Below are 24358 nucleotides of genomic sequence, written 5' to 3' on the forward strand. Positions count from 1 at the left end.
GTCATAAATTGATTCAGATGCTAAGATTAATTTAATAAATTATACATAATGACAGGAGTGCTTATTGGATGGCAAATACAGCTTATGTAAAGCTTGTAAGTAAGTCTAATAAACAAGTTATAACACTAGATGAGTTAAAAGATATTTTCGTCTACTATCAGACGATTACCAAGAAAACTGGGACACAATTAGACTGGAGTTATGGAGACGCCGCATTTCCTTATATTATTACTGAACCACCTGAAGCAGAAGGTAAGTGGTTTTATTTAAAAGGCATAGAGGATCGGTATAAGTACATTGTTTTTGGAGTTGACGGTAATCAAAACGATAATGAAGACGATACTTCATCCAAGAGTTATATTCAGGTTGTATTACCAGAGGGTTCAACCCATGGAGACAAAGGGAAAGCAAATGAATTTGTGAAATTTCTTGGCAGAAAATTAGAAGCAGAGGTCGAGTTGTTTAACGGCAGAACAATGTACTATTATAAACGATAAAATAATAAGAGGCTGGCCCACGGTGTTTTGCACCTTAGGTCAGCCTCTATCATTTTTTATTGAAATATACTTACTAGAACGTCACGTACTTCATCTTGGCTCAATGGTTCCCAAAAAAGTTCACCATAAATTAAAATATCCTGATGGAGATGAAGTTCACTTAAATCCTGATTCACGCTTCCACTCGTTCCTGAATTCCCTAAGTACCCTATAACAGTTTCAGCATTTATACTATCCCCAACCTTAAGATCTTCAGGGATTCCTGATAAATGAGCAAACCTACTCATTATCCCATTTGGATACTGTATCCATACTTGCTGACCACGTAGTCTGTCAAAAATATATTCAGGCGTCTCCCCTATCAAAGCTGTTACCATTAAGTCTTCATTACGTGCTTCTGGAGATTCATATTCAACAAAATCATGATCTGCCCGAACTACAATCCCTTTAGCCATCCCATAAATAGGAGTACCATGACCAATTTCTCCACCTGAGGAGAAGCCATACCAATCTAAGCCTTCATGATATCCGTTTCGATAGGCACGAACAGCGCCAGGAAGGTGAGATGCAATTGTGCTAACTTCCGCATCCTTAATTGGTTTTTCAAAAAATGACAAAAATTCAATCATGTCCTCGCTTGTCCAATTTAAAAAGTCGAAATCACTTGGTGGGCCGCCTACACGCTCTGTAGGTCCTCTCCATTCAAATGCTATTGCGGACTCCTCATATTCGATTTGCAATCCCATCCCTATTGTCAAAAAAGCAGCAGGTAAATATATTTCTTCCTCATCAATGATTAAATAGATATCTTCACTTGCCAGATATTCACCATTTCGTTCTAGAACTGGAACACCAGCCACAAGATAATATACATCATTATTTATATTTACATGTAATGTCCTATGAACTTCATCATAAGAATAGGTGCCCCCGACAATATCAATTAAATCCTCCAGCCGAAACCTTGCCTCATCAGCAGCAATTTCCATTGGGAGCTCCTCAATAAATTCATTAACTTCCGGCACCTCAACATTGGCAGTTTCTTCGTGTTCCATATCTACAATTTCTTCTTGCGGTATACTATTATTTTGACAGGAGCCTACAAGACCAAGGGCTATAAGAACCACTGCTATTTTTCTCATGTTCCCAACTCTTCTCTCTTTAAATAAAATTATTGTCCTATTGTATCGTGATTCTACAAGAATTGACAAGTTTTCTTCTATAAACAACATCAACTATTTTCCACAAAAAAAGCTATACCCTTACGAAATACATTCACTGTTGGAACTCAAAGAGACTACAGAGAAAGAATTATCGTTCTCTGTAGTCTCTTATCAAGTTATATACTACTTAATTAATGCGGGGTCGACAATGGAGTATCCTTTCTCCTCAAGCCCAGTTATGATTCGGTCTAATGCAGCATTTGTCCATTCACGATCATGCATTAATAAAATAGCTCCATGTGATAATTCAGGCGCATTTACCATAATATCTGCTAATGCATCCGCTTCTCTATACTCATTAAAGTAATCATATCCATAGCTCCAGTTCATATACTGCATACCTTCTTCTTCTACTACTTCTCTTGATACATCCGTGTTCACACCAAATGGTGCTCTAAAAAAGCGTGGACGCTCTCCTATAATTTCTTCAATTTTTTCATTAACCTCAATAATTTCTTTTCGTTGTTCTTCAGCAGATAATTCACTTAGATTAGGGTGGTTCATGGTATGATTTCCAATTTCGAATCCGTCTTCATGCAAAGATATCAATTGATCTCTGCCTTCATCAGTAAGTAAAAAATGTCCGTTAACGAAATAGATTGCATTTACATTGTGCTTTTTCAATGTTTTAGCCATTTCTAGACTATGTTTATCTGGTACATCATCTATTGTTAGTAAGACCACCGCTTCATCAGCATCATCAATTGGTTCAATCCTCCAATTCGACTGATTTACTTCATATAATGGCTCTTGAGGAGGAACTTCTTCAGTATCTTCCTCTTCAATTACATCATCCACTGGTTCTTCTTCTATAGGGGGTTCAACCTCAACAGCAATCTCTTCATCAATGCTCCTTGGTTCCTCGCCGATTTCAACCCCATTTTGTGCAGTTTGTTCAGGTGGATTAGTGGGTTGTTGTCCTCCATTACATGCCATTAACAATACAACGAGTACGATAAGACCAAATAATTGTTTCATACACACATCCCTTCCTATTCACCATTTTATTTTTCTTACTCTTAGTATCAAAGAAAGTATAAGAAATCATTACAGATTTGCATAACAAATAACTGGAAGTTAATACTATGAATATTGCATTTAACCTAGGTGATATATATGACAAAATGGATAGGCAGAAGAGTAATAAAAACTGGATTAGCTGTTTTTATCACAGCAACGATTTGTAAGCTTTTTGATTTACCCGTTGTCTTTGCAGTGATAACTGCAATAGTAACTACGGAACCCACTGCAGCCGATTCGATCAAAAAAGGAATCATTCGTTTACCTGCAGCAGCTATTGGTGCTAGTTTTGCGATTGTTATGGACATTATTTTAGGACAATCTGCATTAACTTATGCCGTTGTAGCCATGCTTACCATTGTAGCCTGCGCGCGTTTAAAACTAGATACAGGAACTTTGGTAGCTACATTAACTGCCGTTGCAATGATTCCAGGTACAAGTGACAGTTTCATATTCGATTTTTTAACAAGGCTTTCTGGTACAACTGTAGGTATATTAGTATCTACTCTTGTTAATTTTGTCATTTTACCTCCACGCTTTGGTCCAATTGTAGTAAAAAAAGTCGATTATTTATATAAAGAGGTAGCAACTACTTTTACACAGTTGATTTCGCAAATAACAAAAGATGGAATTGTAAGTTCTTCGTCCTACCGGGAACTATCACAAGAAATGGATAAAGCATTTCAACTTACCCAGTTTCAAGAAGATGAATGGAAATATAGAAGTTTTGAAGAAAACGAAAAACGTTCGTTTCATTTCCTACAGGAAAAACTGCATTATTTACAACAAATTTTGTTTCATATTGGTAGCTTATCCTATAGCCGGCTTGACCAACTTGTTATTAACAACCAACAAAAACAACAATTAATAAAAATGAGTGATACTCTTGCTGATATATTACAGGACCCTTTTCATGAAATGAACCCGGAGCATCATTTAATGAAAGAAGAATTAAGAAAAGAGCTTTCCATTTTTTACTTAGATAATAGCACTCCATTAGCAAAAGTCTACTATGAAATGTATTCACTCTATTCGTTAGCAGAAAAAATCTCTAAGCTGACCGAAGAAGAAAGAGTATACTCTTCTACTGAAAAGAGCTATCCTAAGTATGTGTTTGGTACCCGAATCCAATATGAATGAATAATACCAATAGGGTGCCCCTCTTAGGAGCACCCTTTTTTTCGTGGTGCCCTGAAAAAAATCCTTTATTTTATACCAAAGTGATATCTTTTAGATTTTCATTTCGTTTTTATTACATTTTTGTTACTATGATCTATTCCATTTCCTGACATGTTAAAATGACTTAGAGTGAAATCATTAATAAAGGAAGTGAACGACATAATGAAACATTCAATTTCATATATGCTTCTACTAACTTTCCTATTTATACAAACTGGATGTTGGTCTAGTGAAGCCGCGATCACAAATCCTTATGAATTAGAAGACGAGGAGTATATAACCTTGCTCTTCTCTAATGATAGTTCACTCAATTATGAATCTAGCTTTTATGATGCCCTTCTTGAACTTAGAAAACAATATCCAGAACATGAAATCCCTTTTGATATTATTAATTCTGAGAATCGAGACATCATACGCTATTATAATATTACAGAGTACCCTACATTAATTATTCTTGAAGGAAGCTCGATTGTACTCCGGATAGAAGGGAAAAGAGATAAGGAAGTCATAAAAACGAAACTATATGAGATTATCATTCCTGAGGCCTAAAAGCCGAAACATTTGACTTTGTGCTCAGTAATTTGAACAATAACCTTTATACTTATAAAAAGAAGCAGCTATGATTAACTCATAGCTGCCTTTTGTTTATCCTATGTTTATTATTTTACAATATGAATTGGAGTTCCAAGGGCTACCTCAGCAGCCTCCATTGTAATTTCACCTAACGTTGGGTGAGCATGAATCGTAAGTGCAATATCTTCAGCTGTCATTCCAGCTTCAATTGCTAGTCCAAGCTCAGCAATGACATCAGACGCATTTGGTCCTGCTACTTGAGCACCAATTACTAGTCCATCTTCTTTACGAGTAACTAGTTTCAAGAATCCATCTGTATCATTTAACGATAAAGCACGACCGTTTGCTGCAAACGGAAACTTCGAAGCAAGAACTTCATATCCTTGTTCTTGAGCTTCTTTTTCTGTATAGCCGACACTTGCTAATTCTGGGTCAGAGAAAACAACTGCCGGAATCGCTAAATAATCAATTTCTGCAGTGTGTCCACCAATTGCTTCTGCTGCAATTTTACCTTCATAAGAAGCTTTATGTGCCAACGGTGGTCCAGAAATAATATCGCCAATAGCGTAAATGTTTGGTTGAGATGAACGACATTGTTTATCAACTTTTACTAATCCACGTTCGTCAAGTTCAACACCCGCTTGCTCTAAACCAAGCTCATCTGTGTTCGGACGACGTCCAACGGTAACCAAACAATAGTCAGCTTCTATGACTTCCTGCTTACCATTTACTTCAAAAGTAACCTTTACACCGTTTTCTGTCTTTTCAACACCTTTAGCCATAGCTTCATTGTGTATAGTTACCCCACTTTTCTTCAAACGGCGAGCTACGATTGAGCTCATTTGTTTTTCAAAACCAGCAAGGATTTGTTTTGTTCCCTCTAAGACTATGATTTCAGTTCCTAAGTTCGCATATGCACCAGAAAGTTCGATTCCAATGTAACCTCCACCAATGACAACCATTTTCTTCGGAATTTCTTTAAGCGCAAGAGCACCAGTAGAATTAATGACACGGTCATTGTATTTAAAGCTTGGAAGTTCAATTGGTGTAGAACCTGTTGCAATAATACAATTTTTGAACTTGTACGTTTGAGAATGCTTTTCGTCCATCACTTTCACAGTAGTGTTGTCAACAAAGTACGCTTCACCTTTGACAACATTTACTTTATTTCCTTTTAATAGACCAGCTACTCCACCTGTTAATTTTTTTACAACTGAAGCTTTCCACTCTTGTACTTTACTAAAATCGATATTTACCTTTTCAACCGATATTCCCATGTCTTCAGAATGCTTCGCATGATGGACACGATGACCAGCTGAAATCAACGCTTTTGAAGGGATACAACCAACATTTAAACAAACGCCGCCTAGTTCTCCTCTTTCAACTACTGTTACACTTTGACCAAGTTGGGCAGCACGTATGGCTGCCACATATCCACCTGGACCTGAACCAATGACAAGCGTATCTACCTCTTCTGGAAAATCTCCTACTACCATGGCTTTATCCCTCCATTATTAGTAATTGTGGGTCGTTTAATAATCGTTTGATATGGTTTAATGCATTTTGAGCTGTTACACCATCAATTAATCTGTGGTCATAGCTAATCGATAGAGCAAGAACAGGAGCCGCTACAATCTCACCATTTTTTACGATTGGCTTTTCGTCAATTCTTCCAATTCCTAAGATCGCCACTTCAGGGTGATTGATAATTGGTGTAAACCATTGTCCACGTGCCGAACCAAGGTTAGAAATTGTACAACTTCCGCCTTTCATTTCGTTAGGACTTAGTTTACCGTCTCTAGCTTTAACTGCTAACTCACCAATTTCATTTGCAATCATATAAACTGATTTTCGGTCTGCATCTTTAATCACAGGAACTACTAACCCTTGTTCTGTATCAGCTGCAATTCCGATATTGAAATACTTTTTATAAACAATCTCTTCATTTGCATCATCAATAGAAGCGTTTAACGTTGGGTATTCGCGAAGGGCACTCGTTAATGCTTTTACGATGTAAGGCAAGTATGTTAGTTTAATTCCTTTTTGAGCGGCCACTTCCTTATATTGTTTGCGATGAGCAACAAGAGCTGTTACATCAACCTCATCCATATGTGTTACATGTGGAGCTGTTTGTTTAGAATTCACCATTGCATTAGCTATTGCTTTACGAATTCCTTTTAATGGTACTCTTTCTTCAAGGTCTCCTTGAGGGATTGCTACTGGTGCAGCTTTTTTAGATCCTCCAGAAGGTTGTTGTTGAGCAGATTCCGTTTCTTGTTGTGTAGCTTCTGCTTCTGGTTGTCCACCACTTAAGTAAGCATCCACATCTGCTTTGGTTACACGTCCGTTTTTCGCTGTACCTTTCACCTTACCAATGTTGATACCTTTGTCACGAGCATACTTACGAACTGATGGCATTGCAATAACTCGTGCCCCATCCACTTCATCTTCTGCTGTAGTAGGTTGAGTAGCATTTGCTGGAGCTGTTTCTTGCTTTTGCTCTTCTACTTTTGGCGTATCATCATGGTCTCCATGTGCAGAAGGAGGTGGAACCGCATCACCTGCATCAATCGTTAGTAATACATCACCAACGATAGAAACTGTCCCTTCTTCTACTTTGATTTCTAACACTTTTCCATCTACTGGAGATGGGATTTCTACGACTGCTTTATCATTTTGAACTTCAAGTAGGATATCATCTTCTTTAATTTCATCACCAGGTTTTACAAACCATTTGACAATCTCACCTTCGTGAATACCTTCGCCGATATCCGGAAGTTTAAATTCATATGCCACGTTATATGCCTCCCTTTATTTTAAAAATTAACGTTTAGAGCTAACCTTTGTTCCTTAGAAATTCACAATGAATTTTGCTTTTTCAACAATGTCTTTAAAGTCAGGAAGCCATACATCTTCCGCAGATGCAAATGGGAACACTGTATCAGGAGCGGCTACGCGTAAAACAGGAGCATCTAAATGTAGAATTCCTCTTTCCACAATTTCAGCTACGATATTTGCACCAATACCAGCTTGTTTTTGGGCCTCTTGTACAACAAGGGCACGGTTTGTTTTTTCAATTGAACTCATAACCGTATCGATATCAAAAGGACTAATCGTACGTAAATCAATAACTTCAGCGTCTATTCCTTCTTTTTCAAGCTCTTCGGCTGCTTTTAATGAAGAGTGCACCATTGCACCATATGTAACAATTGTGATATCTTTCCCTTCACGTTTTACATCTGCTACACCTAATGGAATTGTATACTCCTCTTCAGGAACTTCTCCTCTAAACGAACGATACAGTTTCATATGTTCTAAGAAAACAACCGGATCATTGTCTCTAATCGCAGAGATTAAAAGACCTTTAGCATCATAAGGAGTTGCTGGGATAACCACTTTTAATCCAGGTGTTTGAGCAACTAATCCTTCTAGATTATCTGCATGAAGCTCAGGTGTTTTTACGCCTCCACCGAAAGGAGCACGAATGGTAACAGGTGATGAATACTGCCCACCTGAACGGTAACGCATACGTGCCATTTGAGCTGCTACTGAGTCAAAAACTTCGAATAAGAAACCGAAGAACTGGATTTCCATAACCGGACGGAATCCTGTTAAACCTAACCCAATTGCTAGACCACCAATCCCTGATTCAGCTAATGGTGTATCAAATACTCTATCTTCACCAAATTCTTTTTGTAATCCTTCAGTCGCACGGAATACACCACCGTTTTGACCTACATCTTCACCGAATACTAGAACATTTTCATTTACTTTAAGCTCATTCCGCATCGCGTCGGTAATCGCTTGAATCATTGTCATTTGCGCCATGGTTATTTCGACTCCTTCGCTGTGTATTCTTCCATTTGCTCACGGAGGTTATGTGGAAGTTCTTCAAACATGAATCCGATTAAGTCTGTTACTTTTTGCTTCGGAGCTGAATCTGCCTTCTTAATCGCTTCTTTTATATCTTCTTTTGCTTTATCAACTGTTTCATTTTCCATTTCTTCGTTCCATAATCCTTTACCTTCTAGGTATTTACGGAAACGAACAATTGGGTCTTTCTTTTCCCATTCATCATCTAAATCTGAAGTACGGTAACGTGTCGGGTCATCACCAGCCATTGTATGTGGGCCGTAACGATAACACATTGTTTCAATTAACGTAGGAACTCCTTCAAGAGCACGCTCACGAGCTTGCTTTGTAGCAGCATAAACCGCTAAAATATCCATACCGTCTACTTGAATTCCATCGATACCCGCTGCAACCGCTTTTTGTGCGATCGTTTTAGCGGCTGATTGTTTTTCAACAGGAACTGAAATCGCAAAACGATTATTTTGCACAACAAAAATAGCAGGAGCTTTGTATGCACCAGCAAAGTTCATTCCTTCATAGAAATCCCCTTGAGACGCTCCACCATCACCAGTGTACGTAATAGCTACATTATTTTTCCCTTTTTTCTTTAAACCAAGAGCAACACCAGCAGCTTGAACGATTTGAGCTCCAATGATGATTTGTGGCATTAATACATTGACTCCATCAGGGATTTGCCCCCCACCAAAGTGTCCTCTAGAATATAGGAATGCTTGATAGAGTGGTAATCCATGAAATACGATTTGTGGAATGTCACGATAGCCTGGTAAAATCCAGTCTTCTTTATCCAATGCAAACTGTGTACCAAGCATAGAAGCCTCTTGTCCCGATACAGGTGCATAGAAACCTAAACGCCCTTGTCTATTCAGAGAAATCGCACGTTGATCCCAAATACGAGTGTATACCATACGTCTCATTAATTCTTGTAATTGTTCCTCTGTTAAGTCAGGTAAAGCTCCTTCATTAACAACTTCTCCTTCTTCATTAAGGATTTGGAACATTTCAAATTGGTCTTCTACTTGATTTACTGTTTTTGTACTCAATGCTTTCACCTCTTCCTTTCCACTTAAAAATAATCCAATTTATTATTGCTGTTCACATTTACAATCAATAGTAGGATACCCATCTTTGATTCTATCCATTACACCACAACGTTTTTGTCTTTATTTATTTGTTATTGACAATCATTCATTATGATAAAAACATATGATCGACTGTGAACTTATCTTTATCGAAAAACTGTATCAGTAATTTCAAGAACGGAGTGATACAATCTCTCTTCCGTAGTTTAGTCTATACCAATAGTGTAAAACCCGTCAATCATTTTATCTTATTAAAAAGATATTTATACTGTGTTATATAATAAATACAATCACTATTAGTACAGTTTTTATTATTCTCAACAAAAAAAGATGTTCCATAAGGCTCTTACCCCTTTGGAACACCTTTTACTCATTCAAATTCTACATTAATTTCAGCAGCGTCATAAAAATCACGTTTAAGTTGATTATATTCTACTGTTTGTTCATTGAAAATATCTTTTAATTCAATTACAGTTTCATAGGATAAATTAATTTGGTCAATTTGATTTTGTAATTCATCAATGGTAGCATCTTCACTTTGAAGCATTTCATACAATACTTTATCTAAGTCTAGGGCTTTGTTATACTCTTCAAACAATGATTGGTAAGATTGATACCTTTCCTCCATCGCTGTTTTCATTTCAAGCGCTAGCCCTTTTATATCTTCATTTAGGTTTTCAATTTCTGCTTCAATTTTTATAAATTCTTCAAATCCTGCATCTATGCTTTGTTTTTCTGCATTCATTAATTCTCTTCTCTCTTCAACAATAGCAATTGCTTGTTCAGATAAAGCATAAATATCATCAAACTCTTCCATCCCTAACATGATAATTTGTTCATATATTTCATGTTCCTTTTTTTCTGCTTCTACTAAGGGTTGTTGCTGATTTTCATATTCTTTTTCTAAAGCAACCGCTTCCTCCATATGTTGAAACATCGTTTCCGCAGGATTTGTACCGCATGCTGTTATAAACAATATACAAAAACCAAAAACTACATATAAAACACCTTTATTTTTAGCCACTTGAAGACCCCCTAATTACTTATTTCCGACATGAATATAATAAAAACAGTAAACGATTTTACTTTTGAAAACAATATTTATTTTAAATTAGACTTGTCAATATCTATTATATTATGGCACTCGCAAAATAGTACAAGCAATTCCATATTATTTTTACTTCTTTCCTGTTTTTTGATATAGGTAGTCGCCTATTTTAATAAAACATGGGTAAATATCTAAACAAAGACGGAAGGATCGCATATGTTAGTATTGTATCGCGTAATAAAGCGATTTAAATTTAAAGGAGGTCATGTCATAATGTACGGATACGGACACGGATGCTACGACCCTTGTGGATATGGATATGGTGCACCAGTAGCTGCAGCTCCAGTTGCAGGCGCAGGTGCTGGAAGAGGCTTTGCTTTAATCGTTGTCCTCTTCATCTTATTAATTATTGTAGGAGCAGCAGGTTTTGCTGGATGGGGAACACGCGCATAACATTTCATAATAATATCGTAGCGTCCCAACAAGCCTTGCTTGTTGGGAGCTTTTTTTATTTATCCTATTTTTGTTATACTTACGGTATACTAATTATCATACATTTATTTTAAGTGGTACCTAGCTAAAAGGAGTGAATTTTATGCTAACAATGAAAGATATCATTCGTGAAGGGCATTCCGTATTACGTAAAGTCGCCGATCATGTTGAAATCCCTGTTTCACCTGATGATATGAAAATCGCAAAGCAAATGATTGAATTTGTAATAAACAGCCAAGACCCTGATATTGCGGAGAAGTATGACCTACGTCCAGGAATTGGACTTGCTGCTCCTCAAATTGCTATTAGCAAACGAATCATCGCTGTTCATCTTCCAGACGAAGGTGATGGCGAGCTAAGTTGTGTCGTATTCAATCCAAAAATCGTGAGTCATTCGGTTGAAATGACACACCTAGAAAATGGAGAAGGTTGTTTATCTGTAGATAGAGAAGTAGCCGGGCCGGTACCTCGTTACGCTAGAATTACAGTTAAAGGGTATGATATGGATAACCAAGAAGTTACATATCGTTTAAAAGGCTTACCTGCGATTGTTTTCCAACATGAAATTGATCATCTAAACGGCATCATGTTCTACGACCGCATCGAAGGCCTAGAAGATAAAATGAAAAAAGAAGTATAAGAAAAACGACAAAGTTGTTTTTCTTAATTGCGATGAGTGAAGCCACTGCCCTCTTTTAAAAAGTGCTTTACTAAGTGTACTTCTTATTAAAGCACGCGCAGTGAGCGTAGCCATCGCCCTTCCTGAATTAGCTTCCAAAACAACTAAGTTCAAAGCCGCTACCATCTTTTAAAGTTCAACCAAAAGTGGCGTTCTTTTGGTTGACAAGTAGCGTGCGAAGCTAGAGCTCTTCTTCGGAGTATCAATCAATCAGAAATTATTTTTAAAAACCACATAGTGAATGACACGAAAATAATTAAGGCCGGGACAAAAGGTTTGTATACCTTTTGTTCCGGCCTCTTTGAAAAACACTAAAGTTCTTTATTTTCCTTTTAGTAATCCCACATGCTTAAGTCCATGTAAAATTCCATCTTCTGTGACTGTTTTCGTGACATAATTTGCTACAGCTTTTACTTCATCACGGCCATTCCCCATAGCAACACCAGTACCAACATACTGAAGCATCTGTAAATCATTTAATTCATCTCCAAAAGCATAGGAGTTCTCAACAGGGATACCCACTTTCTCTAGTAACACTTCAATTCCTTTTGCTTTCGAACCTCCACCTGGAATCACGTCAACTGAATAAGGATGCCAACGGATAAAATCAAAGTGAGGGTGACCTACTTTATAAATATCCTCATTAGACCCATCGCAAAATAAAAGGGCTTGGTACACTTCAGATGTTTCAGAGAATTTAGGATTGTACTCTGGTTTTTTTATTTTTAAAGAACCGATACTTTCTACGATAAAAGGATGGTTCTCTTCATTCGCGTAATGATCATCACTATGAACATAAACAATAGGATGATTAAGCTGTTTTGCTTCTTTTTCTAGTTTTGTAAGTAATTCAGCTTCTAATGGTTTTGTGAATACTACTTCATCTTGATAAACCACAAAGGAACCATTTAATGAAACATATGTATCAATTCCTAATTTTTCTCGTAAATCAGCAAACATAAAAGGAGCTCGCCCTGTTGCTATAGCTACGTCTATACCCTCTTCTTTTAAAGCGCTAATTGCGCTGACCGTCGAATCAGGAATTCTTTTTTCTTCATCATACAATGTACCATCAATGTCAAAAAAAACTATTTTTTTCAAGATGTACTCCACTCCTCTTCTCTTTATAACCTATTACTTCACCCATTATGAATGAAATACAAAAAAAAGAAAAGCTGCACAAGTATAAGAAGGGAGTATTTACCTTGCACAATTCATGCGATTTTTTCCAATACTATGAATAACAAACTCAGGGAAAAAATGAAGAAAGGAGACCGGTACAGATGTTAAAAAAAATTAAGAAAAAGATACTAAAACATTGCCGTGACCTGCTTCCGAAAAAGCGAATGGTTGAAACTCCTTAGAAAAGTGTATAGAATTCATGTAGTTGGTTAAAAAAATAAAAATATGAAATACATGAAAATTAATCCACTTTCATTTATAATTGAAGAAACTAAATCGCTTTAAGGAGAGGTCGTATGATTTTTAAAGTTTATTTTCAAGACAATTTTACACAGGTACCTGTTAGAGAAAATACAAAATCAATATATATTGAAGGTGAAAGTGAACAGGATGTTCGCCTTAAGTTAAAAGACCATCAGTATAATATCGAATTCGTTACACCTGTTACAGGGGCATTTTTAGAGTACGAACAACAAAATGAAGATTTTTCTGTGGAGAAGATATAACGTATGAAACAAATTAAAAACAATCAAGTGACAGTTTTTGCATTAGGTGGTCTTGGTGAGATCGGAAAAAACACCTATGCAGTACAATTTCAAGATGAAATCATTTTAATTGATGCTGGGATTAAATTTCCCGAAGATGAACTTCTTGGAATTGATTACGTCATTCCTGATTATACGTATCTAGTTAGAAATGAAGATAAAATCAAAGGTTTATTTATTACTCATGGACATGAGGATCATATAGGTGGGATCCCTTATTTATTACGCCAAGTGAATGTACCTATCTACGGCGGGAAACTTGCACTTGGATTACTTAAAGGAAAACTCGAGGAACATGGGTTACTAAGAAAAGCAAAACTTCATGAAATCACCGAAGATAAAATAATAAAGTTTGGGAAAACTTCTGTTTCTTTTTATCGAACAACACACAGCATCCCTGATGCTTATGGAGTAGTAGTTGATACGCCACCAGGGAAGATTGTTCACACTGGTGATTTTAAATTTGATTTTACTCCTGTTGGAGAGCCTGCCAATTTAACAAAAATGGCAAAAATCGGAGAAGAAGGTGTGCTTTGTCTTCTTTCAGATAGTACGAATAGTGAAGTTCCAGATTTCACTATGTCTGAACGAAAAGTGGGAGATAGTATCGAAAGTATTTTCCGCAAAGTTGATGGTCGAATTATATTTGCGACATTTGCTTCTAACATTCACAGGTTGCAACAAGTCATTGAGTCTGCTGTTAAGCACGGTAGAAAAGTTGCAATATTTGGAAGAAGCATGGAGTCTGCTATTACAATTGGACAAGAACTTGGATATATCGATGCACCTAAAAATACATTTATTGATGCAAGCCAGATTAATAAGTTACCTGACAACCAAGTAACCATTCTTTGTACAGGTAGTCAAGGTGAACCAATGGCTGCTTTATCACGAATCGCCTTTGGCACACATCGTCAAATTCAAATTATTCCAGGAGACACTGTTGTTTTCTCATCTTCACCTATTCCGGGTAATACGATTAGTGTAAGTAAAACGATCAACCAACTTTATCGTGCAGGTGCAAATGTCATTCACGGTTCTTTAAGCGATATTCATACTTCTGGTCATGGTGGACAAGAAGAGCAGAAACTTATGATCCGTTTAATGAAACCAAAATACTTTATGCCCATTCACGGTGAATATAGAATGCTAAAAATGCACACTAAGCTTGCTGAAGAGTGCGATGTGAAGAAAGAAAATTGTTTTATTATGGACAATGGAGAAGTATTGGCACTAAATGAGAATGAAGCGATGATTGCGGGTAAAATCCCTTCAGGTTCAGTTTATGTAGATGGAAATGGTATTGGAGACATCGGAAATATCGTCTTACGTGACCGACGAATTTTATCTGAGGAAGGGTTAGTTGTCGTTGTTGTTAGCTTAAACATGAAAGAGTTTAAAGTAACAGCAGGACCAGATATTATTTCCCGTGGTTTTGTTTATATGAGGGAATCTGGGGACCTAATTCAAGATGCTCAACAAATGTTAGCTTCCCATCTCAATACGATTATGGAAAGAAAAACATCACAATGGTCAGAAATTAAAAATGAGATCTCAGACGCACTTGGACCTTTCTTATTTGAAAAGACAAAAAGAAAACCGATGATACTTCCAATCATCATGGAAGTGTAAGTAAGTTTGATACAAAAGGAAGGCACTGAAAAAGTAGTACAAAACAACTTTTCAGTGCCTTTTTATTTATATGGCAAGGGCTTCACTCGTGGCAGGTTACGCACAGTGCCCTCGACAAAAGGGAAGTTTTTCCTTTTGTCGAGGGCTGTAAACTTTTATCTACTATTCATTAAAAAGACGAGACCATGTTTGCGGGCCAACAATTCCATCAACTGTGATGCCTTCGCTTCTTTGAAAATTTCGAACTGCTCTTTCAGTAACTGGACCATATAATCCATCAGCCGTTACATTCAATGCTCTTTGTACTCTTCTTACATCGTCTCCCCTCATAAATGGTGACTGTAATGAGAGTAGCCGTTCATACCCTGGCTGAGTTGAACCATTTACTCTGTCTAATGCTCTCCATGTTTGTGGACCAACGATCCCATCTACTGTTAATCTATGCCTTCTTTGAAAATCACGAACTCTCTGTTCCGTTTCTGGACCAAATAACCCATCGACCATTGCACCCGTTTTTCGTTGTACTTCTTGAACATCCGAGCCTCGCATCATCGGCTGGATATAGCGAAGCAATCGCCTTGATTCGCTTAAATGAACTTCCTCCATCTCATTGGGTTCATCAGTAGGAGAACCATGTTCAATTACTTCTTCTCTTGCTTCCGCATCTCGTAAAGCAACTCTTGTTTCTGGTCCTACAATCCCATCCACTCCAATGTTTGCACTTCTCTGGAAGCGGACAACACCATCATAGGTTAGCGGGCCAAAGATACCATCGATCGGACCTGCATCAAATCCTAGTTCAGTTAAGCGCTCTTGTAATGCTCGAACATCATCGCCTTGGTCTCCTCTAGACAGAAAAGTTCTTTGTCTTGCTCCAGCAACATAAGTAGGAGAAGGCAACGCCGTGCCTGGAGTTTCGCCAGTTCGATTATATAATTGTCTACGAAATGTATTCATATTAACCGATGGACATGGCTTCCATGAGTACCCAGGGAATTCTATATGTCCTAGGACATCGTCTATCGAAAGATTTAATTCACTAATTAACCACGCTGTAAGTTCTTGAGCAGCATTTCTTTGAGCATCTCCTAAAGTCTGAGAACGGAAATCCCCGACCATACAAATCCCTACTGCCCTTCCGTTACTGTTACCAACGTGATAGCTGACTACTTCGAGGTCATGGCACCAATGAATGGAACCATCCTTATCAACAACATAATGATAACCAATCCCTGGCCAACCTAATTCATTAACATGATATCTGGCAAAGGCTTCTGCACTCCCTGATGTTGTAGCACTATGATGAATTGCAATATTCGTTATTGCTGAACGAGAACGCCTACGGTAAGTTCGACTCCTATGTCTGGCAAGTGAGTTACGCTTATCAATAATATTCATACTATCACCTCATTACTATATATATTGAATCATCGTAAGTAAGGTGATAATATCTTTAGTTTTTTTAGGATTTTACATGGTGTAACTCTACCATCGAATCGCTGCTATTGTCTCACTTATCTTTTCTTTTTGTTTTGACGTGAGTCCCCAACTATCAATTTCTGTAATCAATTCTGACATTTTCCCAAAGCCTTTAGCTATACCATTTAAACGAGCTGTCAGAGTGGCACGTTTAAACTCCTCATGGCTATGAAAAAGTTGTTTTAATGGCTCTACAGCTGTGGCATAACGTTTTAAATAATATTTTTGATGATAGTCTTCTGCATTAGTAAAAGATGAAAAGGGTGCAATGACCGTTTGAATGTCACCCTGTTTTATTTCTTCCCACTTCTTTTTTTCAGTGACTATTATTTCTTTTTGCTGTTCATCATGATAAAACAAAATCGAAATGTATTGTCGCTCTCTGTACGTTCGTTTCACAAGAGCATTATGGTGAGTCCAAAATACAGTAAGAATGTCTTGATAGGAAATATGATTTGGATCAAACTGTATTTGTAACGTTTCCGTATGATCACCTAAGTTACGATACGTAGGTTCTTCGGTCGTCCCTCCCGCATATCCTACTATCGTTTCTATAATTCCAGGAAGATGTCCGAACCGGGCATCAGGTCCCCAAAATCAACCCATTCCAAAGGTCGCGATTTGTTTATTATTTGCTTGCAGATTATAGCTTGTCATTTGACTCACCCGTTTCAAACAACGCTTTATACTCTCCGTAGCCTTCTTTTATTAAATCGTCTTTTGAGATAAAACGAAGAGCTGCTGAATTAATACAATAGCGAAGACCTCCCTTATCTCTTGGACCATCTGGGAATACATGACCTAAATGAGAATCTCCATATTTACTTCGAACTTCTGTACGAACCATTCCGTGACTTTTATCTACTGTATCCGTAATGTGAAAATGGCTAATTGGTCTTGTAAAGCTTGGCCATCCACACCCAGAATCATATTTATCCTTAGAACTAAATAACGGCTCTCCAGATACGATATCTACATATATCCCCTCTTGCTTATGGTCATGAAACTCATTGGCAAATGGTCTTTCAGTTCCATTGTTTTGAGTGACTTCATATTGAATAGGTGTTAATGATTCCTTTAACTTCTCTAGGTCCTTTTCAACTTTCCATTTCGTTTCAGTAAAGTCTTTTCGTCCTGACCCTTCATAATAGCGATTATAATGGTATGGATTTTTCTTATAATAATCTTGGTGGCCCTCTTCGGCAGGGTAGAAAGGTTTGGCAGGGAGAATATCCGTTACTATTGGTTTATTGAACTTATTTAAGTTTTCTATTTGAGCCTTAGACTTTTCGGCTAGCTCCTTTTGTTTTTCATTATGATAGAAGATAGCTGTTTTATAATGTTCACCTCTATCGTGAAATTGCCCTCCTTCATCCGTAGGGTCAATATTTCTCCAAAAAATATCTAGTAATTTTTCATAAGGAAATACGTTTGGATCGAAAGTAATTTCCACCACTTCACGATGACCAGTTGAACCTGTTACTACTTCCTCATAAGAAGGATTTTCTTTATGCCCTCCTGAAAATCCGGAAATCACACTATGAATACCAGGAAACTCAGTAAAGGGTTTTACCATGCACCAGAAACAACCTCCTGCAAACGTAGCTTTCTCTAATTTTGCTGTCATGCCATTCACCTCTTTTATATTTTAAAGTACAACAAGGAGATATTATATTATAGTTCATAAGATACCTTGATTATAAACAATCCTTTTGCGTAAAGAAAATAATACTGCTTTTCCTTTTAGTATCGTTCATAATCTTTTCATTCCATACAGATATCCATTATCATAGAAGTAACGGTCATTTCAGATAAAGGAGTGTAGACATGTCGAGCAAAACTAGTATGGGTAAGCGAATCATTATTTTTTGTTCGTCCTTAGTAAGACTTCATCATACCAATGCCTTTTTATTTTTTATACTAAGTATCTCCGGAATCCTATTATTTTCATCCGCTTTTCGTTCAAGCTTTCCTTCTTTACGTGTACCGTTGAGAGATGTTCATATTTGGATTGGTATGGTAAGCTGTTTTCCACTTCTCCTCTACTTTCTAAACATGAGAAAGCATATCAGAAGCATTCGCAAACGTAAAAATAATCAAATCAACTTAACTATAGTTCTATCCATTTTAATCCTTCTCATCGTATCAGGGGTAATATTAACCTTTCAAAGGCATATGTCTCCTGTTGTGGCATCATCGTCTCTCTTCATTCATAATTTAGCAACATGGTTCGGGTTGCCATATGTTATTTATCATAGTGTAACTAGAAGCAAATGGTTTAAGAAACGATATAAGGACACTCAACAACCGATAATAAAAGAACCACTAGAGATTAAAAACAATAATCCAATCTATAGGAGAAGAACGTTTCTTAAACTTACCAGTGCAACTATCCTGGTTGTCATGTTTTTCCCATTTGTAGCTAGATGGTTAAACCTCTCAAACCCATTAGGAAATGTAAAAGAGAGCTCCATGTCTCCTTCTTTTTCTCCAATGCCCAAACCAGCCCCACAGTCTGCTCCGCCAATTGGTGGAGGAAAAAGAGGTGAATTTCGTTATTATACCGTCACAGAGATACCAAAACTAACTGATGAAAATTGGAGTTTAACGATTGATGGGCTAGTTGAAAAACAGATGTCCCTTAATTGGGAGCAGTTCCTACAATTAAAAAGAGAAGTTCAAGTTAGTGATTTCCATTGTATAACAGGTTGGAGTGTCTATTCTGGAACATGGGAAGGGATTCCATTGTGGTGGCTGCTCGAACAGGTAGGGGTTAAAAAGGATGCCACATTCGTCAAATTTTACTCTGCAGATGGTGTATATACAGATTCGCTAGCGTTATTTCAAGCGAAGGCCAAAGACATCATGGTAGCTGTATTGCTAGATGGAGAACTTATCACCGAACAAAATGGTGGACCGGTCCGTTTAATTGTACCCCAGATGTATGCTTATAAAGCTGTAAAATGGTTAAATCGGATTGAATTAATTGATTATGAACATATTGGATATTGGGAAGAGAGAGGCTACCCTAAAAATGCAACTGTAGGTATCCCACTAAACCTTTAAGGTAATTATGATATTTCATCTCCATTTTCTACATAATCTAACCGTATTTTAGCCATCTTAAGTAAGAGGTGATACAAAGATGGCAAAGAAGGTAGATACAACAATCGAAATATCAGCTTGGATTATTACTTCAATCTTTTTACTAATTTTTATTCCTAAGAATAAAATAAGAGAAGCGCACTTATCCTTTCTATTTAAACAAATAATCACATGGTTGTTTGGATTAGTAGTAGTGGAAACAAAATTAATATCTTATCCTCATCGCACCTTTTTTAAGAGAGCAAACAAGGCAAGTTTTACGTTTGAATATTTTGTCTATCCGTCATTATGTTCTCTATTTAATGTTCATTACCCAGAAAAAAGTCATTATTTCAAAAAAATACTCTATTATGGTTTCCATACTTCACTAATAACCGTTTTCGAAGTAATTTTGGTTAAATATACGGATTTAATTAGGTATCCAAAGTGGAAGTGGTATTGGAGCTTTACTACCATCTGGATGTCATATTATATATCCCGTGTGTACTTCAGATGGTTTTTTAAAGATTCAACTTTTTTTAGCAAAAAAGTTCTCTATCCTGAATAATCACCGATGTATGTCTTATATCGCTCTACTAAATAGGGTTGTCCAAAAAGTCAGAAATCGACTGTTTTGGACAACCCCTTTTTTATTCTTTTATTCCTAAAACTCGATTCACTCGTTTTGTGAGCATTTTCATCCCACCACCACCAGCTTGAAAATGGCGGAGTTGTCCTTCTTCATCAAATACATAATAGGATGGTACATACTCATTTTCAAAACCATCGGTAATTTTATGTCCACTATCAATAGCGATTGGTTGTGTCATGTCATGTTCAGCAGCAACCGCCTTAATTTGCTCTACATCAAGGTCTTTTTCTGAACGTGGCATATGAATGGCAATCACGTTCAATTGGTCTTTATAATTATCGCGAAACTCATTAACATTTGGCATCGCTTCTTTACATAAGCCACATGAAATCGACCAAAAATGAATCAGTGTTGGTTTGTTTCCTAGCAATTGTTCTTTTGTGACTTCACCATTTAACCACTCTGTTGCACCAGAAAGTTCAGGTAATGGAGAACGTAGTCTTAATGCCATGTATACCCGCTCCTTTATACGGCAATGCCGTCTTTATCCGAAAGAGGTCTAACATGGTTGCTAGACCTTTTATCGGTTATTCCTGTTTAGTACTATCCTATAATGTTTCTTGACCAGGTTTCCAGTTTGCCGGGCAGAGTCCACCTGTTTGTAGCGCTTGAAGGACACGTAATGTTTCGTCAACATCACGTCCAATGTTGTTGTGATTGACAACGGCATACATTAACTCACCTTCTGGGCTAATAATGAATAGGCCTCGAAGAGCTATTCCTTCCTCTTCTATTAATACCCCGTAGTCACGAGAAACTTGATGGTTTGTATCAGCAGCTAATGGGTATTTTAACTCTCCTAATCCATTGTCATCACGGGATGTATTAATCCAAGCTTTATGAGTATGTATTGTATCTGTAGAGACACCAATTACTTCAGCATCTAAATCTTCAAATTCGTCATAACGGTCACTTATCGATGTAATTTCAGTAGGACAGACAAATGTGAAATCCATTGGGTAAAAGAACAGTACAGTCCATTTGTCGTTTTTCATATTTTCTTCTAGACTTACCTTCCCAAATTCCCTATTCGGTAAGACCGCATCCATTTCAAATCTTGGTGCTTGCTTTGCTACCATACGTTTATCCGTCATATGTATTTAAACCTCCTGTTAATGATGAAACATTTGTATTATAAGAGAATGCTTATTGTTAGTCAATTAATGTAAACTAGGCTTTTCTCTACGATTATAGTTTTACCATCTATTAGATGTTTAAACTTTAAATTTTTTAGATACTACTTCCAAGTTAGCGGGTTCTCATACACTTTTCAATTTGTTTTTATTTCTTGACAATGGTAAGCTTTTATTTACGTTTTATAACACGTAAAATAGGGAAAATAATGATTATTCTATGAAATAGGAGTGATATTATTTAATGGATTTTGATTTTGACAAAGAAATACTAACTGGTTTTTTTAGCGGCGCAATTATAATAGGAGCACAAATTATTTTTGCTCTCATCGTCTTTTTTATTGCTAAATCGATAGGCAAAAAGTTAATTACAAGTAGTTTTTCAAAAGTGGCCTCTCAGCGAAACATGACTAAAGGTAGAGTGATTACACTAGAAAAGCTAGCACAAAACGCATTTTCATATGCCCTGTTATTTGTATTAGCGACGATCATATTAGCAATATTTGAAATCAATCCGGCTGGACTTATTGCTGGTGCAGGGATTATCGGTCTAGCGATTGGATTTGGTGCCCAAGGTCTAGTTAGTGATGTTGTGACTGGCTTTTTCCTATTACTCGAAAGGCAAATTGATGTAGAAGATTATGTCACAACAGGTGGTGTTGATGGCATTGTCGAGGAAGTGGGTATACGTACAACAAAAATAAGAGGATTTGATGGAACACTACACTACATACCAAATCGCGAGATTACTCATGTGAGTAACCATTCAAGAGGAAACATGCGCGCATTAGTCGACATGAGCATCTCATATAGTGATGACATCGATAAAGCAATGACCGTTATGCAATCCGTTTGTGACAGAATTGCGTTAGAAGACCAAACCATTATAGAAGGACCAAATGTCGTTGGAGTTCAAGCACTCGGTGACTCAGATGTTGTTCTTCGCGTCATAGCAAAGACAGAGAATATGAATCAGTGGGCTGTTGAACGAAAGCTTAGAAAAGAACTCAAAGAAGCTCTGGATGAAAACGGTATAGAAATTCCATTCCCCCACCAAGTATATATTCAAAAATAAAAACGGCTTTGCCGTTTTTTATTTATTGCGATGAGCGAAGCCACTGCCTTCCTTTTCGAAAGTGCTGTAATAAGTGTACTTTTTATTACAGCACGCGCAGTGTGCGGAGCCATCGCCCTTCATGAACTAGCTTTCAAAACATCCCTGAGCTAGCACAATTTTTATACTTTCCTATCAGTTATAAAAAGCAACAAAGTCCCCCTTTTTTAAGGTGTTTTACAAATGCCTTTCTTGTAAAACACACGCAGTGTGCGAAGCCCTTGCTCTTCCTGAGTTATCCTTCAGGGCATCTATGAAATCTTTAGAATAGTCTTCCTACTGAACAGAAAAGACGTAACCCTTTTGAGGGCATGGAAAAAGTTAACCTAACTTTTTCCGTGCCCTCTCCCTTTTCTGTTCTTTTATCTGGTACAAACTGTTACTCAATTTTTTCAATAGATTCTTTCTGATAGCCTACACATTTCCCAAAAGTGAACATACGCTATATTAGATTGGGACAGATTCTGAAATGGAGGAATAACAATGGAATTCGATAGCAAAAACCAACAACAATTAATGGAACTTGTCGTTGATAAAGTGTTTAAAAAGCATAAAGTAAGTCCAGATGCAAACCAATTAGAGCCTGAAGAAAAAGAAAAAATTAAAAACATTGTAAGCAACATACAATCAGAAGTTGAACGTTTTTTAGAAAACCAAGAAAAAAAAGTGACAGAACAAGATTTTGATAGTAATAATCCTCAAGCACACGTAAAACCCCAACCATTAGCTCGACAATTTAAAGCAAACAATGATGTAAACACTGTTAAAACATTTATGAATCAATCTAAAAAATAAATTTAGAAGGATGAAAACGAGGAAGTCACCTGTTTTCATCCTTTTTTAATCCTTCTCAACTAAATTGTGTTATTGACCATGGACAGATGTCCATCCATTTGGACCCACCCTTACATAAGCTGAATTAGAAACTGAAAGGAGGAATTTAGAAATGAATCAAGAAGTTTTTCGTTCAACAGATAAAAAACAACCAAAGTGGAGTGCAATTGACCCTTGCTCAAAACACCCTTTATGCCCACCAGAAGTAGAAGACGTTGTAGCTGACCAAGAAGGCACTCAAGATAATAAAACATTACAATTATCTGAGGAGTATATTTTCATTAAAGACTCTTGTGATATTTCTGTAAATACAACTGATACGAAGGCTGCTTTATCTCTACAAGCTGCACTTCAAGCTGCAATTGCAATCGTAATTAGCATTGCTGTTGCAGACGATGCGCAAGCTGAAAAAATCACTCAAGAGTTAATGCAAACTTCTAAAGTCAAGCAATTAACGTACCAAAAGACAATCATTGAAAATTCCCGCAATGTAGATGTTACAACAACTGACACTCAAGTTGCGCTTAACATCCAAGTATTGTTACAGCTTCTACTCGCGTTATTAGTAAAAATCGACGTACTTTAATAACGACTAAGAAAGCAGGTATCTTTGCCTGCTTTCTTTTCTTTATTAATATAATTCAAACAAAAAACCTGGAACTAAGCCCAGGTTATCCGTACCAACATATTATTGACCAGCATTTATTTTTTCTTCAACCGATTGGCAAATTTCTTCTGCTGTTTTTCCATGAGCCGTAATAACTGAGCCTGCAGTTACTGTATTTTGAATTCCCATTACATTTTGGTCTTGGCCCGTAATTACACAGCAATCGCAACCTTGTGCATCTTGTTCTTGCTTTAATTGAATAACGTCATAACCTCTTTGTTGTAGCTCTTGTTGAACATCTGTTAATGATTGTTCTACTCCAATGCGTGGCATTAAAAGCACCTCCATCAAAATTCAATTACTTAGTACAACGTTAGTATGGTTTTTATTTGAAAAGTTATTCCAATGAAAACAAACTAAACATTTTTTTGAT

At 36.9% G+C, this 24358-nt stretch carries 25 protein-coding genes and 1 pseudogene; 12 read left to right on the plus strand and 14 right to left on the minus strand.

Features of this window, described 5'->3' with window-relative positions; translation table 11 throughout:
* Window positions 1–68: 68 nt before the first annotated feature.
* Window positions 69–497: a DUF1885 family protein gene (locus tag BK585_RS16535; RefSeq protein WP_078554955.1), complete on the plus strand. Its 429-nt coding sequence runs from the start codon at window positions 69–71 to the stop codon at window positions 495–497.
* A gap of 56 nt (window positions 498–553) precedes the next feature.
* Here BK585_RS16535 and BK585_RS16540 read toward each other — a convergent pair whose 3' ends face one another.
* A complete protein-coding gene (locus BK585_RS16540) occupies window positions 554–1639 on the minus strand; it encodes a M23 family metallopeptidase (RefSeq protein ID WP_078554957.1) in 1086 nt (361 codons plus the stop codon).
* 204 nt (window positions 1640–1843) lie between these two features.
* Window positions 1844–2698: a polysaccharide deacetylase family protein gene (locus BK585_RS16545; protein WP_078554959.1), complete on the minus strand. Its 855-nt coding sequence runs from the start codon at window positions 2696–2698 to the stop codon at window positions 1844–1846.
* Window positions 2699–2836: 138 nt separating this feature from the next.
* On the opposite strand from BK585_RS16545, the gene BK585_RS16550 reads away from it, so the two are divergent.
* Both BK585_RS16550 and BK585_RS16555 read left to right on the plus strand, forming a co-directional pair.
* Window positions 2837–3880, plus strand: coding sequence for an FUSC family protein (locus BK585_RS16550; protein ID WP_078554961.1), 1044 nt, complete (start codon window positions 2837–2839; stop codon window positions 3878–3880).
* Window positions 3881–4081: 201 nt separating this feature from the next.
* Complete coding sequence (locus BK585_RS16555) at window positions 4082–4468, plus strand: thioredoxin domain-containing protein (protein WP_078554963.1); 387 nt, start codon at window positions 4082–4084, stop codon at window positions 4466–4468.
* A 110-nt stretch (window positions 4469–4578) separates the two neighbouring features.
* On the opposite strand, the gene lpdA is transcribed toward BK585_RS16555, so the two are convergent.
* The 5 genes from lpdA to BK585_RS16580 form a co-directional block, all read right to left on the minus strand.
* Entirely contained in the window at window positions 4579–5988 is a 1410-nt protein-coding gene (lpdA, locus tag BK585_RS16560) for a dihydrolipoyl dehydrogenase (RefSeq protein ID WP_078554965.1), read from the minus strand.
* A gap of 4 nt (window positions 5989–5992) precedes the next feature.
* Window positions 5993–7288 carry a dihydrolipoamide acetyltransferase family protein gene (locus BK585_RS16565; RefSeq protein WP_078554967.1) on the minus strand — a complete coding sequence of 432 codons (1296 nt, stop codon included), beginning with the start codon at window positions 7286–7288 and terminating at the stop codon, window positions 5993–5995.
* A gap of 54 nt (window positions 7289–7342) precedes the next feature.
* Window positions 7343–8320, minus strand: coding sequence for an alpha-ketoacid dehydrogenase subunit beta (locus BK585_RS16570; RefSeq protein ID WP_078554968.1), 978 nt, complete (start codon window positions 8318–8320; stop codon window positions 7343–7345).
* 2 nt (window positions 8321–8322) lie between these two features.
* Complete coding sequence (gene pdhA / locus BK585_RS16575) at window positions 8323–9363, minus strand: pyruvate dehydrogenase (acetyl-transferring) E1 component subunit alpha (protein ID WP_078556862.1); 1041 nt, start codon at window positions 9361–9363, stop codon at window positions 8323–8325.
* Window positions 9364–9814: 451 nt separating this feature from the next.
* Window positions 9815–10468, minus strand: a complete 654-nt coding sequence (locus BK585_RS16580) for a YkyA family protein (protein WP_078554970.1) — start codon at window positions 10466–10468, stop codon at window positions 9815–9817.
* A 297-nt stretch (window positions 10469–10765) separates the two neighbouring features.
* Here BK585_RS16580 and BK585_RS16585 point away from each other — a divergent pair, with 297 nt between their 5' ends.
* Together BK585_RS16585 and def are read left to right on the plus strand one after the other, a co-directional pair.
* Window positions 10766–10945, plus strand: a complete 180-nt coding sequence (locus tag BK585_RS16585; protein ID WP_078554972.1) for a YjcZ family sporulation protein — start codon at window positions 10766–10768, stop codon at window positions 10943–10945.
* A gap of 142 nt (window positions 10946–11087) precedes the next feature.
* On the plus strand, window positions 11088–11624 hold the full coding sequence (def, locus tag BK585_RS16590; protein ID WP_078554973.1) for a peptide deformylase: 537 nt from the start codon (window positions 11088–11090) through the stop codon (window positions 11622–11624).
* A 360-nt stretch (window positions 11625–11984) separates the two neighbouring features.
* On the opposite strand, the gene BK585_RS16595 is transcribed toward def, so the two are convergent.
* The gene (locus BK585_RS16595; protein WP_078556864.1) at window positions 11985–12767 is read right to left on the minus strand and encodes a Cof-type HAD-IIB family hydrolase; all 783 of its coding nucleotides are present in this window, start codon (window positions 12765–12767) and stop codon (window positions 11985–11987) included.
* Window positions 12768–13141: 374 nt separating this feature from the next.
* Between BK585_RS16595 and BK585_RS16600 the strand changes: the two genes are divergently transcribed.
* Complete coding sequence (locus BK585_RS16600) at window positions 13142–13351, plus strand: DNA-dependent RNA polymerase subunit epsilon (protein WP_078554975.1); 210 nt, start codon at window positions 13142–13144, stop codon at window positions 13349–13351.
* 3 nt (window positions 13352–13354) lie between these two features.
* Window positions 13355–15022, plus strand: coding sequence for a ribonuclease J1 (gene rnjA / locus BK585_RS16605; RefSeq protein WP_078554976.1), 1668 nt, complete (start codon window positions 13355–13357; stop codon window positions 15020–15022).
* A 162-nt stretch (window positions 15023–15184) separates the two neighbouring features.
* Here the strand turns inward: rnjA and BK585_RS16610 are convergent, their stop codons facing one another.
* The 3 genes and pseudogenes from BK585_RS16610 to msrB form a co-directional block, all read right to left on the minus strand.
* A complete protein-coding gene (locus tag BK585_RS16610; RefSeq protein WP_078554977.1) occupies window positions 15185–16420 on the minus strand; it encodes a peptidoglycan recognition protein family protein in 1236 nt (411 codons plus the stop codon).
* A gap of 87 nt (window positions 16421–16507) precedes the next feature.
* Window positions 16508–17086 (minus strand): annotated as a pseudogene (locus BK585_RS16615) (peptide-methionine (S)-S-oxide reductase MsrA); the annotation flags it as partial.
* Between the two features lie 58 nt (window positions 17087–17144).
* The gene (gene msrB / locus BK585_RS16620; protein ID WP_078554980.1) at window positions 17145–18128 is read right to left on the minus strand and encodes a peptide-methionine (R)-S-oxide reductase MsrB; all 984 of its coding nucleotides are present in this window, start codon (window positions 18126–18128) and stop codon (window positions 17145–17147) included.
* Between the two features lie 200 nt (window positions 18129–18328).
* Between msrB and BK585_RS16625 the strand changes: the two genes are divergently transcribed.
* Both BK585_RS16625 and BK585_RS16630 read left to right on the plus strand, forming a co-directional pair.
* On the plus strand, window positions 18329–19567 hold the full coding sequence (locus BK585_RS16625; RefSeq protein WP_245805853.1) for a molybdopterin-dependent oxidoreductase: 1239 nt from the start codon (window positions 18329–18331) through the stop codon (window positions 19565–19567).
* A 79-nt stretch (window positions 19568–19646) separates the two neighbouring features.
* The gene (locus tag BK585_RS16630; RefSeq protein WP_078554982.1) at window positions 19647–20153 is read left to right on the plus strand and encodes a CBO0543 family protein; all 507 of its coding nucleotides are present in this window, start codon (window positions 19647–19649) and stop codon (window positions 20151–20153) included.
* 82 nt (window positions 20154–20235) lie between these two features.
* Here the strand turns inward: BK585_RS16630 and BK585_RS16635 are convergent, their stop codons facing one another.
* Complete coding sequence (locus BK585_RS16635; protein WP_078554983.1) at window positions 20236–20688, minus strand: redoxin domain-containing protein; 453 nt, start codon at window positions 20686–20688, stop codon at window positions 20236–20238.
* A 97-nt stretch (window positions 20689–20785) separates the two neighbouring features.
* Complete coding sequence (locus BK585_RS16640) at window positions 20786–21331, minus strand: peroxiredoxin (RefSeq protein ID WP_078554985.1); 546 nt, start codon at window positions 21329–21331, stop codon at window positions 20786–20788.
* Between the two features lie 283 nt (window positions 21332–21614).
* On the opposite strand from BK585_RS16640, the gene BK585_RS16645 reads away from it, so the two are divergent.
* The 3 genes from BK585_RS16645 (at window position 21615) to BK585_RS16655 (ending at window position 23904) form a co-directional block, all read left to right on the plus strand.
* Complete coding sequence (locus tag BK585_RS16645) at window positions 21615–22445, plus strand: mechanosensitive ion channel family protein (RefSeq protein WP_078554986.1); 831 nt, start codon at window positions 21615–21617, stop codon at window positions 22443–22445.
* Between the two features lie 522 nt (window positions 22446–22967).
* Window positions 22968–23279, plus strand: coding sequence for a hypothetical protein (locus BK585_RS16650; RefSeq protein WP_078554988.1), 312 nt, complete (start codon window positions 22968–22970; stop codon window positions 23277–23279).
* A gap of 151 nt (window positions 23280–23430) precedes the next feature.
* On the plus strand, window positions 23431–23904 hold the full coding sequence (locus BK585_RS16655) for a spore coat protein (protein WP_078554990.1): 474 nt from the start codon (window positions 23431–23433) through the stop codon (window positions 23902–23904).
* Between the two features lie 102 nt (window positions 23905–24006).
* On the opposite strand, the gene BK585_RS16660 is transcribed toward BK585_RS16655, so the two are convergent.
* The gene (locus tag BK585_RS16660; protein WP_078554991.1) at window positions 24007–24258 is read right to left on the minus strand and encodes a YkuS family protein; all 252 of its coding nucleotides are present in this window, start codon (window positions 24256–24258) and stop codon (window positions 24007–24009) included.
* Window positions 24259–24358 lie beyond the last annotated feature (100 nt).

Source organism: Bacillus alkalicellulosilyticus, assembly GCF_002019795.1.
Lineage (GTDB): Bacteria > Bacillota > Bacilli > Bacillales > Bacillaceae_F > Bacillus_AO > Bacillus_AO alkalicellulosilyticum.